This is a genomic window from Nocardia sp. IFM 10818, assembly GCF_054655275.1.
Genome location: NZ_BAAHJH010000001.1, coordinates 5956860 through 5970356 on the forward strand (window position 1 = coordinate 5956860; position 13497 = coordinate 5970356).

Sequence of the window (13497 nt, forward strand, 5' to 3'; positions counted from 1 at the left end):
CGCCAGTGCATTCCGACCTGCTGTCGATTCCTGTACCGCGCGGAGCGCGCGGTGATTCACAGTCCTGATTGCTTGGTGCGCACCAGGATCGCGTTGCATTCCGGGCAGCGGACTACCACGTCGGGGGCGGTCTTGGCGATGCGGGCGATCTCGCCGCGGTCGAGTTCCATGCGGCAGGCGCCGCAGCGGCGGGCCTGCAGCAGGCCGGCGCCGACGCCGTACCCGGCGCGCTGCTTGTCGTAGGCGGCGAGCAGGTCGGCGGGGAAAGCCTTGGCGAGGGCGGCGCGGTCGGATTCACAGCGCTGCTGGGCGACGGTCAGATCGGCCAGGGCGTCGTCGCGGCGGCGTTCGGCGTCGACCAGGTCCTGTTCGGCCTTGTCGAGGTTGGCGCCGGCGTGGTCGTGATCGGCGGCGGCGGCCTCGCGGCGCTCCATGACCTCGATGAGGTCGTCCTCGAGGACATTGCGGCGGCGTTCCAGGCTGGTGAGCTCGTGCTGCAGCTCGGACAGCTGCTTGGCGCCGACCGAACCGGCGGTCAGCATGCCCTTGTCGCGCTCCTCGCGCTTGCGGACGGCGTCGATCTCACCCTCGAGCTTGCGAATATCGCGATCGAGATCGTCGATGAGGATCTCCACCTTGACCGCGGCATCCTTGCGGGTCGTCCGTTCCGCCTCCAGCTGCCGCACCTCCTGCTCCTCGGGCAGCACCTTGCGGCGATGCTCGATCCTCGTCAGCTCGGCGTCGACAGCGGCGAGGTCGAGCAGCTTGGCCTGGATCGATGGTTCGGCATTCAACGCGGAAGGTCTCCTGGACGCTATGGACGGTTCAAGACTCCCACCGTACCCGCCCGCAGAGCCCGCAATGCCCAACCCCACCGCATGCTGGACATTCGTTCGGCGAGGACCTGGGCGGGTGCGGAAAACGCCGCGCGGCCGGGTGACGGATGTGACATCGTCGCCCTATGGGAGAGCATGTGTACGAGGTCGAGGTGACGTGGTCGGGCGAGACCACCGGGTACCGGTCCTATTCGCGGGACCACGAGGTGCTCGCGGCGGGGAGGCCGCCGATTCCCGCGACCTCCGACCCCAAGTTCCGGGGTAGCAAGGAGCGCTGGAATCCGGAGCAACTGCTGGTGGGGGCGCTGTCGGACTGCCACATGCTCTGGTACCTGCACCTGTGCGCGGAGGCGGGCGTGGTGGTGACGGGCTATCACGACACCGCGGTCGGAGTGATGGACGACGAGCGCTTCCAGCGGGTCACGCTGCGCCCCCGGGTCACCGTGACCGACCCGGAGATGATCGAGCTTACCCTGGGGTTGCACGAGGAAGCGCACAAGAAGTGCTTCATCGCCAATTCGGTGAATTTCCCGGTGGCGCACGAGCCCACGGTGATCGCGGGCTAGCCGACGACGGCCGCCGCTGCCTCTCGGTGGCCGCGGCTGATCAGCCCTCTGCCGCGCCGATACTCCACGGATCGGTGCGCTGCGTGGACACCCGCGTCCCCAGGGACGGCAGCGCCGCGCGGACAATGCCCTCCGCCTGTGCGCACCAAGGGAACTCGGTCGCCCAGTGGGCGGCGTCGACCAGTGCCGGACCGCCGGCGCGCAGATGCTCGTCGGCGGGGTGATGGCGCAGATCGGCGGTGACGTAGGCGTCCACGCCCAGCCGGGCGACCTTGCCCAGGAAGGAATCCCCCGCGCCGCCGCAGACCGCCACGGTCCGGATCACCCGATCCGGATCACCGGCCGCGCGCACGCCCCACGTGGTCGCGGGCAACCCCTTGCGCACGCGAGCGGTGAACTCCCGCAACGACTCCGGTGCGGCCAGCTCGCCGACGCGGCCGATGCCCAGACCCGACGGGAGCGCCGCCCGCTCGGTCACGTGATAGGCGGGTTCCTCGAACGGATGCGCGGCCCGCAAGGCCGCCAGCACCGCCGCGCGCTTGCCCGGGGATGCGACGACCTCGATGCGGTCCTCGTCCTCGACATGCAGTTCGCCGATCGCGCCCAGGGCCGGATTCGCGCCGTCGAGGGGCCGGAACTGCGCCGTTCCCGCTGCGCGCCACGCGCTGTCGTTGTAGTTGCCGTCCGCGCCCGCGCCCGCCGCGAACAGGGCGGCGAGCACCGCCTCGGTGTGGGTGCGCGGCGTCAGCACCGTCCATTTGTCCAGGGCGGTGAGCGGTTTGGGATCCAGCGGCCCGGTGACCGTCAGCCCGATGGCCTGCGCCAGCGCATCCGAGACGCCCGGGTCGGCGGAATCGGCATTGGTGTGCGCGGTGAACAGCGCGCATCCGGACCGGATGAGGCGGTGCAGCAGCGCCCCTTCGGCGTATCCGCCGCCACGGTGTCCACCCCGCGCAGCAGCAGCGGATGGTGCACCACCAGCGCTTGCGCGCCCCATGCGATGGCCTCGTCGACCACGGCCGCGGTGGCGTCCACCGCGAACAGCACCCGCGACACCGCGTCCTCGGGATCACCGCAGACCAGTCCCACCGAGTCCCACGACTCGGCCAGTTTCGGCGGATACGCCGCATCCATAGCCGCCATGAGATCCGCCAGCCGCACCGCCGTCACCACAACCGAACCTCCTCCGAGACAGTCACATTCATACGGACTTCAGCACATCCCCGATGGCGGCTCACAGCCCGATCTCCCGAATGGCCGCCACCAGCCGATCCACGTCGGCGGCGGGCCGCACCGCCAGCCGCAGGAATCCCGGCCCCAAGCCCGGAAAGGTATCCCCGCGCCGCACCGCGATACCCTTGTCCGCGAGCCGCTTCCGCAACAATTCCGCATCCGGGACCCGAATCAGCAGGAACGGCCCCCGGGCTCCGTGCACCTCGACCCCGAGCTCGCGCAACCGCGGAATCATCGCATTCCGATCAGCGGCAATGCCTTCCGCCTTCCGCTGCGACTCCGCCACCGCCCCCGGCTCGGCGGTCGCCGCAATGGCCTCCAACGGCAATGTCCCCAACGGCCAATGCGCCCGCCCGTGATTCAACCGCGCCAGCAGCTCCGGATCCCCGAGCACATACCCGCACCGCAATCCCGCCAACGCCCACGTCTTGGTCAGGCTCCGCAATACCAGCACATCCGGATAACTCTCCCCGGCAAGCGATTCCGGCTCCCCCACCACCGCATCGGCGAACGCCTCGTCCACCACCACGATCCGCCCGGGTCGCCGCAACCGCCGAATGCTCCCGGCCGAATGCAGCACCGACGTCGGATTAGTCGGATTCCCCACCACGACCAAATCCGCCTCGGCAGGTATCACCGCCGACTCCAGCGTGTAGGGCGGCTCCAGCACCACCCGTACGACCGGCACCCCGGCCTCCCGCAAGGCCAGCTCCGGCTCGGTGAACGACGGATGGATCACCGCCGCCAAGCGCAGCCCCCGGCCCTCTCCCGCCGCGCCACCGGGGCCCGCCCCCAACCGCGGCAGCATCGCGAACCCTTCCGCCGCCCCCGCCAGCAACAGCACTTCCTCCGGCCTCCGCCCATGCCGAGCCGCCACGGCCGCCCGCGCCCTCCGCTCGTCGTCGCCGCCCGGATACCGGCCGAGCTCGGTGAGCCGGGCCGCCAACCGCTCCCGCAACCACTCCGGCGGCGCGCTCCCCTGCACATTGACCGCGAAATCGACCATCCCCACCCGCGTCTCGACATCCCCGTGATGCCGCAGCTTCGCAAGGTCGACTTCCCCCGCCCCGGCGCCGCCAGCCGATGCGCTTGCCGCACTCCCAGCTTCGGAACCCGCGGGTGACACCGACGGCGGCGCGTCAGTCGCGCGGATGGCCGCGGCACCCGGTCGCGTTTCCGCAGCGGGGTCCGAGTCGCCGCGCGCAGCAAAGTCCGACTCATGGCCAGTGGCAGAGCCCACGTGGCGGCCAGCGACGGAGCGCAACTCGCCACCAGTGGCGGAGCTCGCTGCGCCGCTGATTGCGGGGCTCGCGGCGCGCGGGGCCACGCAGTCCGCTTCAGGCTCGACGATTCGGGGGCTCTCGCTCATCACCGCGGCGTCATCCACCGTCTCGGCGGCGGCAGGGCTCGAGGCACGGCGTACCGCGGCCTCCGGGGCGTGGGTGGCCGCGGGGGCCGGGGCGGGTTTGGCGGTGTCCTCCGGCACAGCGATCCACCCTACGTGGCCGGGTGCGGGGGCCAACCGACAGAATGGCTGTCGTGGGCGAGCTGCATGTGACCTTCATCTGCACCGGGAACATCTGCCGGTCTCCGATGGCCGAGAAGATCTTCCTGGCGCATCTCGAGCGCGCGGGGCTCGCTGACCGGGTGCGGGTGAGCAGTGCCGGGACGGGGAGCTGGCATGCCGGGGACGAGGCCGATCCGCGGACGAATGCGGAGTTGCGCGCGCACGGGTATCCGGTCGGGCATGCGGCGGCGGTGATCGGGGCCGATCACCGGGACGCGGATCTGCTGGTGGCGCTGGACACCGGGCATGAGCGGGCGCTGGCGCGGCTGGGGGTGCCGTTGGCGCGGCGGCGGTTGCTGCGCAGCTTCGATCCGCAGGCCGACGGGGCGGATGTGCCGGATCCGTATTACGGGGATCAGTCGGATTTCGTGCTGGTGCGCGAGCAGATCGAGGCGGCCGTGCCGGGTCTGCTGGACTGGGTGCGCGAGCAGCTCGGCGAACCCGTGCGGGGTGAGCGGGCATGAGCGGCTCGAGGCTTGCGGGGCTGCGGCGGCTCGGGTTCCTGCTGCGGCCCAGCTGGGTGATCCTGGCCGCGGTGGTCGCCGGGTTCGCGTATCTGTGTTTCACCGTGCTCGCGCCGTGGCAGCTGGGCAAGAACACCTCCACGTCGGAACGCAATCAGCGGATCGCCGACTCGGTGGAGGCCGCGCCGGTCGATATCACCACGATTCTCGGCGGTCCGGGCAAGGACACCGAGTGGCATCGCGTCACCGCCAATGGCAGCTACGTCCCCGATTCGACCGTCCTGGTGCGGCTGCGCCATCTCGACGGCGCGCCCGCCTATTCGGTGCTGGCGGCCTTCCGGCTCGACGACGGCCGCACGCTGCTCGTGGATCGCGGCCAGATCGCCGCGATCAATGGCACCCGCGCGCCCGAGATCCCCGCCCCGCCCACCGGCCCGCAGCATCTCGAGGCCCGCGTCCGCGCCTCCGAGGGCATTGTCGAATCCAAGCCGCCCATGACCGAAGACGGCTACCGCCAGGTCTATTCGACCGACACCGAACAGGTCGCCACCGTCCTCGGCCTCCCGCTCACCCCCATCCCCACCGACGGCCGCGGCGGCTACCTGCAACTGGACCCCGGCCAGCCCGGCGTCTTCACCCCCGTCGCCCTCCCCCAGCTGGACGCCGGCCCCTACCTCTCCTACGGCCTGCAATGGCTGGCCTTTGGCATCATGGCCCCCCTCGGCCTCGGCTACTTCGTCTACGCCGAACTCCGCGCCCGCCGCCGCGAACGCGCCGCCGCCCCAGCCGAATCCGCCGCCACCGCCGGAGCGCCCGCCTCGGCCGAGCCGAAAGCCGCTACCGCGCAGACGCCCTCGGCCGAAGCGAGCGCCCCCGCTCGGCCAACTCCGGCAACCGAGCCGAGCGCCCAGGCTCCGAAACCCACCTCCAACGAGGCCCGCCTCGCCGACCGCTACGGCGGCACCCGCCGCTGACCGCCCCGAAAAACCCCGCGAACCTACTCCCGGTCGAGTGCTCGCCCCGTCGTTCCAGCGCGTCCTGTGCCGGAATCCACCAGGCGGGGTGGAGCCCGGTCACGAGCACGCCTGGATGACGAACGGGACTTCGGTCCTGCCGCTCGGCTCACCCGCTCACGGCGGTTCCGGACCGCATGCCGGCGCGTTCGCTCACCGGGTGCACGGTGGCGGGGCGAATCGGGTGTTCGGCTAATCTCGCCGGGTGCGTGGGACTTCGACTGCGGTGGGACTGGTGCTGGGGTTTGCGCTGGATCGGGCCCTCGGCGATCCGCGCAGAGGGCATCCGGTGGCGGGATTCGGTTCGGCGGCACAGGCACTGGAGAAGGTGACCTATCGCGATCATCGGGCGGCCGGGGTCGTGCACGAGGCGCTGCTGGTGGGGGTCACGACCGGGCTCGGAATCGGCTTGTCGCGAGCGGTGTCCGGGAATCGCGCCGGGGAGGTGCTGGTGACGGGGGTGGCCACGTGGACCGTGCTGGGCGGGACCACGCTGGCGCGCACGGGGCGGGATATGGCGGATCGGCTCGAAGGCGGGGATCTGGCGGGGGCGCGGGCGTTGCTGCCTTCGCTGTGCGGGCGGGATCCGGAGGTGCTCGACGCGGACGGGCTGGCGCGGGCGGCGCTGGAATCCATTGCGGAGAACACCTCGGACGCGACGGTCGCGCCGCTGGTCTGGGGTGCGGTGGCAGGAGTTCCGGGGCTGCTCGCCTATCGCGCCGTGAACACGCTCGATGCGATGGTCGGGTATCGCAATGAACGCTACGGGCGGTTCGGGTGGGCCGCGGCGCGCACCGACGATGTCGCGAATCTGGTGCCCGCTCGGGTGAGCGGCGCGATCACCACGGCCCTCGCACCGCTCGTCGGCGGCCGGCCCGGCGATGCCCGGCGGGCGTGGCGGCGTGATGCGGCCCAGCATCCCAGCCCCAATGCCGGTGTGGCGGAATCCACCATGGCCGGGGCGCTCGGCGTCACCCTCGGCGGCAAGACCGAATACCGCCACGGTGTCGAGATGCGGCCCACGCTGGGCGACGGTCCCGCCCCGGTGGTCCGCGACCTGCGGCGCGCCGTCCGGTTGTCCGAGGCCGTGCAGCTCGCCACCGCTCTCGCCGCCGCGGCATTCGCCTGGACCCGCCGCCGCGGCGCGTAGTCGCCGACCCGCGCGACCGACCAGTCGGATTGGAATGTCACAGTTATCCGGTCTGTTTCGTCGATTCGGTGACTCGCCCGAATGGGCGAGTGGGAACGAACGGTGAGGGCTATGAGCAACGACGAACGGCGGGGTGTACCCGATCAGGCCGAGCTGGCGCGGCAGTTCGAGGAACATCGGAACTACCTGCGGCGGGTCGCTTACAGCACGCTGGGCAGCCTCAGCGACGCCGACGACGTGGTGCAGGAAGCATGGCTGCGGTTGCAGCGGTACTACGAGACCAGCCCGGAGGGCGCGGATATCGAGAACCTGCGCGCCTGGCTGACCACGGTCACCGGGCGGCTGGCCCTGGATCACCTCGGCTCGGCGCGGGCGCGGCGGGAGCAGTACGTCGGCGAGTGGCTGCCGGAGCCGGAGATCACCACCTGGGACGATCCGGCCGATCGGATCTCACAGGACGAGCGGGTCACCACCGCGCTGCTGGTGGTGCTGGAATCTCTTTCGCCCGCCGAGCGCACGGCTTTCGTCCTGCAGGACGTGTTCGGCATGACCGGCCCGGAGGTGGCGGAGGTGGTCGGCCGCACCCCAGCGGCCGTGCGCCAGTTGGCTTCTCGCGCCCGCAAACATGTCGAGGCCGGCACGCCGCGCTTCCCCGCCAGCCCGGACGAGCACGAGAAGGTGGTGTCCGCCTTCGCCGTGGCGTGGCGCTCGGGCGATCTGAGCGCGCTACTGGGCCTGCTCGATTCGGATGTCACCTTCACCGCCGACGGCGGCGGCAAGGTGCAGGCGTTCCTCGATCCGCTGCACGGCGCCGACACCGTGGCCAAGACCTTCCTGGGCTTCCTCAACCACGCCGCGCACGTGGGCGGGGCGTGGGGCCGCTCGGTGCTGGTCAACGGCCGCCCCGGGCTGGTGGTATTCGACGGCAAGCACACCGGTGTCTTCTCGTTCACCATCGACGAGGGCCGGATCACCAATATCGACGTGGTCCGCAACCCGGACAAACTGCAGAACCTGCCCACCGAGGGCGAGCCGGACTGGCAGCTCGGCAGCCCGGAATCCACCGAGGGCTCGGAAAACCCGGCCGACTGATCGCCGAAACGACGGGCCCGCAACCGGATTCGATCCGGCTGCGGGCCCGTCGCCGTCAGCACCGGGTCGCCCCGGATCAGCCTTTGCCCTGCGGGGTGCCGAGAATGCTCAGGAACGTCGTCTTGCCCGCGGGCTGCAGGCCGTGTGCCGCGGCGACTTCGCGGGAGAACAGCTGGCCGCCATCGGCCGTGAGCCCCTGAGCCAGACCGGGATCGGCGTCGCAGGCCGCGCGCCAGCCCTGATCGGCGATGGCGCGCGCATAGGGCAGGGTGGCGTTGGTGAGCGCCCACGTGGAGGTGTGCGGCACCGCGCCCGGCATGTTCGCGACGCAGTAGAACAGCGAATCCGCCACTCGGAAGGTGGGTTTCGCGTGCGTGGTGGGGCGCGAGCTCTCGAAGCAGCCACCCTGGTCGATGGCGATGTCCACCAGCACCGATCCGGGCCGCATACCCGCGACCAGGGTGTCGGGCACCAGTTTCGGGGCGCGCGCCCCGGGCACCAGCACCGAGCCGATCACCAGATCCGCCGCCAGCACCGTCCTCTCGACCTCGGCCGCATTGGAACCGAGCGTCGTGATGCGACCGCCGAACCGCGCGTCCAGCTCCCGCAGGCGCGGAATATTGGTGTCCAGCACGGTGACCCGCGCACCCATGCCGACCGCGACGGCCGCCGCGCTGCTGCCCGCCATGCCGCCGCCGAGCACCACCACATCGGCCTGCCGCACCCCGGGCACGCCGCCGAGCAGGACGCCCGCCCCGCCCTGCGGGGTCATCAGGTGGTACGCGCCGACCTGGGTGCCGAGCTTTCCCGCCACCTCGCTCATGGGTGCGAGCAAGGGCAGCGAACCATCCGCAGCCCGCACGGTTTCATAGGCGATGGCGGTGATCCCGGAGTGCAGGATCGCATCGGTGCACTCCTTGGAGGCCGCCAGGTGCAGGAAGGTGAACAGCACCTGCCCCGCTCGCATGCGCGGATACTCCTCGGCAATGGGCTCTTTCACCTTCAGCACCAGATTCGCCACGTCCCAGACATCGTCTGCCCTGGTCAGCAACTTGGCGCCGACCGCGAGGTAGTCGGCGTCGGCGAACCCGGAGCCGACGCCCGCGCCCTCCTCCACCACCACCTCGTGCCCGTGCCGCACCAACTCCCCGGCCCCCGCCGGCGTGAGCGCGACGCGGTACTCCTGCTCCTTGACCTCCCGTGGGACACCGATCCGCATACCGCCCATCGTGGACCAGAACCCCTGCCGCGGCCATGAGCGCCACGATGCGAGTTCGGATCCGCAATCCGATAGCAATCGGAGGGAGTGCGGGGCTGTGTCCCCGGACCCCCTTAGGAGGGAGAGGTGGCGGGGGCTGAGCCCCCGAACCCCCTCAGCCAAGCCGCCCGACCGAGCCGGGCGACAGTGGGACCGGCCTCAGGCGAGTCCTGCCCTGATTCAGGCTGTCACCGTGAGCAGTTCGCCTGCGACCGGGATGCGCAATTGGTCGGCGCGGCCGGCGTAGTCGAAGTTGCGGACGAGGTAGTCGAGGGATTCGGAGAAGTGGGCCCAGCCTTCGGCGTGCACGGGGACGATGAGGGCGTTGCCGAGGGCGGCGGCGGCTTTGACGGCGGTGCGGCCGTTGAGGGTGACGTCGATGTCGCCGAAGCGTTCGACATTGGCCGCGCCGACGTTCAGGATGGCGAGGTCGATGCGGCCGATGCGGGTGGCGATCTGCTCGACCAGGTCGACGGAGGCATTGTCGCCGGAGACGTAGACCGTGGGCTGTCGGTCGGCTTGCAGGACGAAGCCGGTGACCACGCCGGAGAAGGCTTCGGCGCCCTCGGGCCCGTGCAGGGCGGGCACGCCGGTGACGGTGACGTCGCCGATGCGCACCGACTCCCAGTTCCGCAGGCCCTGAACGCCTTCCATGCGGCCGGCGGCGTCGGGGGTGGACAGCACGCGATCGACCGTGGTCAGGAATTGCCGTCCGGACCTGTCCAGATTGTCGGGGTGCTGATCGTGCGAGAGCAGCACCACGTCCACCGCGCCGATGCGGTCCGCGGGCACGGCCGGGCCGGTCAGCTTGCGCAGCGTGATGCCGACGTCGTAGCTGCCGGGCTCATCGAACGTGGGATCGGTCAGCCAGGTCAGGTTGCCGTAGCGGAAGCGCACGGTGGGCCCGCCGATGTGCAGGATCTCGATGGTGGCGGAAGCGATCGTGTTCGTCATGGCGTCGAGTGTCGTCCGGGGGCAACCACTCCGACAGTGGCCCGAAGGCCGCATGTCGATAATATCGGGCCATGCATTCGGTGGCCGTGCTCGCGTTCGATCAGATCAGCCCCTTTCACCTGTCGGTGCCCAGCCTGGTATTCGGCCGCGTCGGCGCGGGCGAGGAGCACGGCACGCCCTATCAGGTCCGGGTGTGCGCCGAGAGCCCCGGAATCCTGTCCACCCCAGCCGGATTCGACATCATCGTGCAGCACGGCCTGGAGGCGATGCACGAGGCGGACACGGTCGTCGTACCGAGCTGGCAGCGGCACCGCCCGCTGCCCGACGCGAGCCGCGAGGCCCTGCGCCGCGCCCACGAGCGCGGAGCCCGCATCGTCGGCCTCTGCCTGGGTTCCTGGGCGGTCGCGGCCAGTGGTCTCGCCGACGGCCGCGAGCTCACCACCCACTGGTCCGCCGCCGCCGAACTGGCCCGCGCCTTCCCGGCGGTCCGCGTCCGCGCCGACACCCTCTGGTCCGATCACGGCGATGTGATCACCTCCGCCGGCGTCGCCGCCGCCCTGGACTGCTGCCTGCACCTGGTCCGCGCCGACCTGGGCAGCCGCACGGCCACCGACCTGGCCCGCGCCCTGGTTCTGGCCCCGCATCGCAGCGGCTCCCAGGCCCAGTACATCCCGGTGGCCGTACCCGACGCCCTCGACGACGATCCGATGGAGCACGCCATGGTCTGGGCCCGAACACATCTCGACGAAGCCATCGATCTCGACTCCTGGGCCCGCACCGCGCTCATGTCCCGCCGCACCTTCACCCGCCGCTTCCGCGAGCGCACCGGCTCCAGCCCGCAGCAGTGGCTGCTGCATCAGCGCATCGATCGCGCCCGCCTGCTGCTCGAATCCACCGACGACACCATGGACCGCATCGCCTCCGACGCCGGTCTGGGCACCGCGGTCAATCTCCGCCACCACTTCCATCGCGTCCTCGGCACCACCCCGGCAGCCCACCGCGCGCAGTTCCGCCTGCAACCCACCCGCTAGGTTCTGGAGCCATGATCATTCAGCTGGGCGAGCATTCGCCGGAGATCGATGAGAGTGCGTGGATCGCGCCCAATGCCAGCGTGATCGGGCGTGTGCGGCTGGGCGCCGAGGTGAGCGTCTGGTATTCGGCGGTGCTGCGCGGGGATATGGACGCGATCAGCGTGGGTGATCGGTCGAATATCCAGGACGGGTGCGTGCTGCATGCCGATCCCGGGTTCCCGTGCACGGTCGGCGCCGGAGTTTCGGTCGGGCACAACGCGATTCTGCACGGCTGCACGGTCGGCGACGATGTGCTCGTCGGCATGGGCGCCACGGTGCTCAATGGCGCGGTGATCGGCGCGGGCAGCCTCATTGCCGCCAATGCCCTCATTCCGGAGGGCGCGCAGATCCCGCCGGGTTCGCTGGTGGCGGGCATTCCGGGCAAGGTGCGCCGTGAGCTGGGCGAAGCCGAGCTGGACCGGATTCGCCTGAATGCCGCGGCGTACCTGCACAACACGAGCCTGCACCGGGCCGGTCAAGAGCGGTGACCGACGGGGGCCTGTGATAAGGACCACACTGAACAAGCGACCATATAACCCGCTGCTAGCATTCTCGATGCGTTCCCGGCGGCCCGGGTTATGCCGCCGCTTGCCGGGTGCGCGCTCGGGCTAGCAGGAGGTTTCAACGGTGTCGTACGAGCACGACGGTATGCACCGACGGCGGATCAGCGTGGCCGATATTGCGGCCCAGCCGGGGGGCATCGAGGCACTACAGCGCCGGGTTCACGAATTACGTTCCAGCGGTATCGATTTCGCGGCCAATGCGATCGAGAGCGAGATGGCGGCGCTGAAGCTGCACTAGCGGCGGGCCCCACGCCTGCACCGGTGAGGCAGTGAGATAATCGCTGCGCCCCAGCCGCAACGTCGCGGATGCCAACCGATCGACTGGAGACTCGATGCCGTCCGTGCCCGCCATCCTGCAACGCATTCTGGAAAAGCCGCGGGCCGAAGGCGAGCAGCTATTGGAGAGCGCGCTATCGGCGTTCCTCGACTTCGGGATCAAGCGAACCAGCATGGGCGAGATCGCGCGTCGCGCCGGGATCAGTCCCGCGACGCTGTACCGGCGGTTCGAATCCAAGAACGATCTGGTCGAGGCCGTGAGCGTGCGCGAGGCGCAGCAGTTCGTGGCCGAGATCGACAAGCGGGTGCAGGAGGTCGCGCACAATGGCGCCTCGGTCAGCGAGCAGCTGGTGGAGATCTTCGTCGCCTTCATCACCAATCTCGCCAACAACAAACTGCTGCAACGACTCCTGCGCACCGAACCGGACGTGATCCTGCCCCGGCTCACCACCGATGCCGGGCCGGTGCTGGCGGTCGGGCGCACCTACCTGGCCGAAAAACTGCGCACTCTCCAGGAATCCGGCAATGTGAACGACTTCGACGCCGAGCTGGTCGCGGAAGTGCTCGCCCGCCTCGGCCAGTCGCTGGTGCTCACCCCGGACGGGCTCATCCCGCTCGGCGACGAGCAGGCCGCCCGCGATTTCGCCCGCCGCACCATGCTGCCCATGGTCGGCGTGCAGCCGGACTGACCACAAGAGATCGTTAAGCCGATCCTGGGTGCGGCGCTGCCAGACTGACGCCATGAAGCTCCGACCCTTGCCGCAGTCCGTCCGCACCCGGGCCGCCACCTGGCTGCGGCCCCGCCGAATCGCGAAACTGGCGACCGCCGTGGTCCTCGCCGCACTCCTGGTGGGCGCCGGCTCGGTGCTGTGGGTCCGGTTCACGACCGACGAGTACCTCTACAGCGCGCCGAACGTCCCGAACGCCGATGTGGCGATCGTCTTCGGGGCGGAGGTCTACAGCGACGGCACGCCCTCCGAATTCCTCGCCGCCCGGCTGGATCTGGGCAAGCGGCTGCTCGACTCCGGCAAGGTGAAGGCGATCCTGCTCACCGGGGACAATGGGCGCGAGACCTACAGTGAACCCGACAGCATGCGCCGATACCTCATCGGCAAGGGCGTGCCCGCCGCCAAGATCGCGCTCGACTACGCGGGGTTCAGCACCTACGAATCCTGCGCCCGCGCGCACCGCATCTTCGGCGTCGGCAGCGCCATCGTGGTGACGCAGGACTTCAGCCTGCCGCGCACGGTGGCCCTGTGCCGTTCGGTCGGCATCGACGCCCTGGGCGTGGGCGATGACGGCCGCCGGCACGACACCACCTATCGGCGCAACTGGCTGCGCGATCAGCTGGCGACCACCAAGGCCATCTACTCGATTGTCGCGCAACCGGATCCGACCTTCCTGGGCAGGCAGGAGACCACCGTCCGCGATGCCATGGCGGCGGATCCGCGCTAG

The 13497-nt window shown here is 70.4% G+C and carries 14 protein-coding genes and 1 pseudogene; 10 read left to right on the forward strand and 5 right to left on the reverse strand.

Annotated features, from left to right (window positions below; all coding sequences use genetic code 11):
- Positions 1–56: 56 nt before the first annotated feature.
- Complete coding sequence (locus ACYQ5L_RS27750; RefSeq protein ID WP_459961183.1) at positions 57–794, reverse strand: zinc ribbon domain-containing protein; 738 nt, start codon at positions 792–794, stop codon at positions 57–59.
- 167 nt (positions 795–961) lie between these two features.
- Between ACYQ5L_RS27750 and ACYQ5L_RS27755 the strand changes: the two genes are divergently transcribed.
- The gene (locus ACYQ5L_RS27755; RefSeq protein ID WP_459961184.1) at positions 962–1402 is read left to right on the forward strand and encodes an OsmC family protein; all 441 of its coding nucleotides are present in this window, start codon (positions 962–964) and stop codon (positions 1400–1402) included.
- Between the two features lie 40 nt (positions 1403–1442).
- On the opposite strand, the pseudogene ACYQ5L_RS27760 reads toward ACYQ5L_RS27755, so the two are convergent.
- Positions 1443–2572, reverse strand: a pseudogene (locus ACYQ5L_RS27760) (Nif3-like dinuclear metal center hexameric protein).
- Between the two features lie 64 nt (positions 2573–2636).
- Positions 2637–3761: an Rv2231c family histidinol phosphate aminotransferase CobC gene (gene cobC / locus ACYQ5L_RS27765; RefSeq protein ID WP_459961185.1), complete on the reverse strand. Its 1125-nt coding sequence runs from the start codon at positions 3759–3761 to the stop codon at positions 2637–2639.
- 404 nt (positions 3762–4165) lie between these two features.
- Here cobC and ACYQ5L_RS27770 point away from each other — a divergent pair, with 404 nt between their 5' ends.
- The 4 genes from ACYQ5L_RS27770 to sigJ all read left to right on the forward strand — a co-directional run bounded on the left by ACYQ5L_RS27770 (position 4166) and on the right by sigJ (position 7921).
- Positions 4166–4666, forward strand: a complete 501-nt coding sequence (locus ACYQ5L_RS27770; protein ID WP_459961186.1) for a low molecular weight protein-tyrosine-phosphatase — start codon at positions 4166–4168, stop codon at positions 4664–4666.
- Positions 4667–4686: 20 nt separating this feature from the next.
- Entirely contained in the window at positions 4687–5640 is a 954-nt protein-coding gene (locus ACYQ5L_RS27775) for an SURF1 family cytochrome oxidase biogenesis protein (protein WP_459963566.1), read from the forward strand.
- A 244-nt stretch (positions 5641–5884) separates the two neighbouring features.
- Positions 5885–6829, forward strand: coding sequence for a cobalamin biosynthesis protein (locus ACYQ5L_RS27780; RefSeq protein WP_459961187.1), 945 nt, complete (start codon positions 5885–5887; stop codon positions 6827–6829).
- A gap of 111 nt (positions 6830–6940) precedes the next feature.
- Complete coding sequence (sigJ, locus tag ACYQ5L_RS27785) at positions 6941–7921, forward strand: RNA polymerase sigma factor SigJ (protein WP_459961188.1); 981 nt, start codon at positions 6941–6943, stop codon at positions 7919–7921.
- Between the two features lie 76 nt (positions 7922–7997).
- Here the strand turns inward: sigJ and ald are convergent, their stop codons facing one another.
- Both ald and ACYQ5L_RS27795 read right to left on the reverse strand, forming a co-directional pair.
- Positions 7998–9140: an alanine dehydrogenase gene (ald, locus tag ACYQ5L_RS27790; protein WP_459961189.1), complete on the reverse strand. Its 1143-nt coding sequence runs from the start codon at positions 9138–9140 to the stop codon at positions 7998–8000.
- Between the two features lie 219 nt (positions 9141–9359).
- Positions 9360–10133 carry an MBL fold metallo-hydrolase gene (locus ACYQ5L_RS27795; RefSeq protein ID WP_459961190.1) on the reverse strand — a complete coding sequence of 258 codons (774 nt, stop codon included), beginning with the start codon at positions 10131–10133 and terminating at the stop codon, positions 9360–9362.
- A gap of 71 nt (positions 10134–10204) precedes the next feature.
- On the opposite strand from ACYQ5L_RS27795, the gene ACYQ5L_RS27800 reads away from it, so the two are divergent.
- The 5 genes from ACYQ5L_RS27800 (at position 10205) to ACYQ5L_RS27820 (ending at position 13497) form a co-directional block, all read left to right on the forward strand.
- Positions 10205–11164 carry a GlxA family transcriptional regulator gene (locus ACYQ5L_RS27800; protein WP_459961191.1) on the forward strand — a complete coding sequence of 320 codons (960 nt, stop codon included), beginning with the start codon at positions 10205–10207 and terminating at the stop codon, positions 11162–11164.
- A gap of 11 nt (positions 11165–11175) precedes the next feature.
- Positions 11176–11691, forward strand: a complete 516-nt coding sequence (locus ACYQ5L_RS27805) for a gamma carbonic anhydrase family protein (RefSeq protein ID WP_459961192.1) — start codon at positions 11176–11178, stop codon at positions 11689–11691.
- 139 nt (positions 11692–11830) lie between these two features.
- Positions 11831–12004, forward strand: a complete 174-nt coding sequence (locus ACYQ5L_RS27810) for a hypothetical protein (protein WP_459961193.1) — start codon at positions 11831–11833, stop codon at positions 12002–12004.
- 94 nt (positions 12005–12098) lie between these two features.
- Positions 12099–12731 carry a TetR/AcrR family transcriptional regulator gene (locus ACYQ5L_RS27815; protein ID WP_459961194.1) on the forward strand — a complete coding sequence of 211 codons (633 nt, stop codon included), beginning with the start codon at positions 12099–12101 and terminating at the stop codon, positions 12729–12731.
- Positions 12732–12783: 52 nt separating this feature from the next.
- Positions 12784–13497, forward strand: a complete 714-nt coding sequence (locus ACYQ5L_RS27820; RefSeq protein ID WP_459961195.1) for a SanA/YdcF family protein — start codon at positions 12784–12786, stop codon at positions 13495–13497.

Excerpts from the sequence above, each read along its gene's own strand:
- ACYQ5L_RS27805 (WP_459961192.1), top strand. The coding sequence starts at position 11,176 with ATGATCATTCAGCTGGGCGAGCATTCGCCGGAGATCGATGAGAGTGCG.
- ACYQ5L_RS27770 (WP_459961186.1), top strand. The coding sequence starts at position 4,166 with ATGGCTGTCGTGGGCGAGCTGCATGTGACCTTCATCTGCACCGGGAAC.
- ACYQ5L_RS27795 (WP_459961190.1), bottom strand. The coding sequence starts at position 10,133 with ATGACGAACACGATCGCTTCCGCCACCATCGAGATCCTGCACATCGGC.
- ACYQ5L_RS27755 (WP_459961184.1), top strand. The coding sequence starts at position 962 with ATGGGAGAGCATGTGTACGAGGTCGAGGTGACGTGGTCGGGCGAGACC.
- ACYQ5L_RS27820 (WP_459961195.1), top strand. The coding sequence starts at position 12,784 with ATGAAGCTCCGACCCTTGCCGCAGTCCGTCCGCACCCGGGCCGCCACC.
- ald (WP_459961189.1), bottom strand. The coding sequence starts at position 9,140 with ATGCGGATCGGTGTCCCACGGGAGGTCAAGGAGCAGGAGTACCGCGTC.
- sigJ (WP_459961188.1), top strand. The coding sequence starts at position 6,941 with ATGAGCAACGACGAACGGCGGGGTGTACCCGATCAGGCCGAGCTGGCG.
- ACYQ5L_RS27800 (WP_459961191.1), top strand. The coding sequence starts at position 10,205 with ATGCATTCGGTGGCCGTGCTCGCGTTCGATCAGATCAGCCCCTTTCAC.
- ACYQ5L_RS27815 (WP_459961194.1), top strand. The coding sequence starts at position 12,099 with ATGCCGTCCGTGCCCGCCATCCTGCAACGCATTCTGGAAAAGCCGCGG.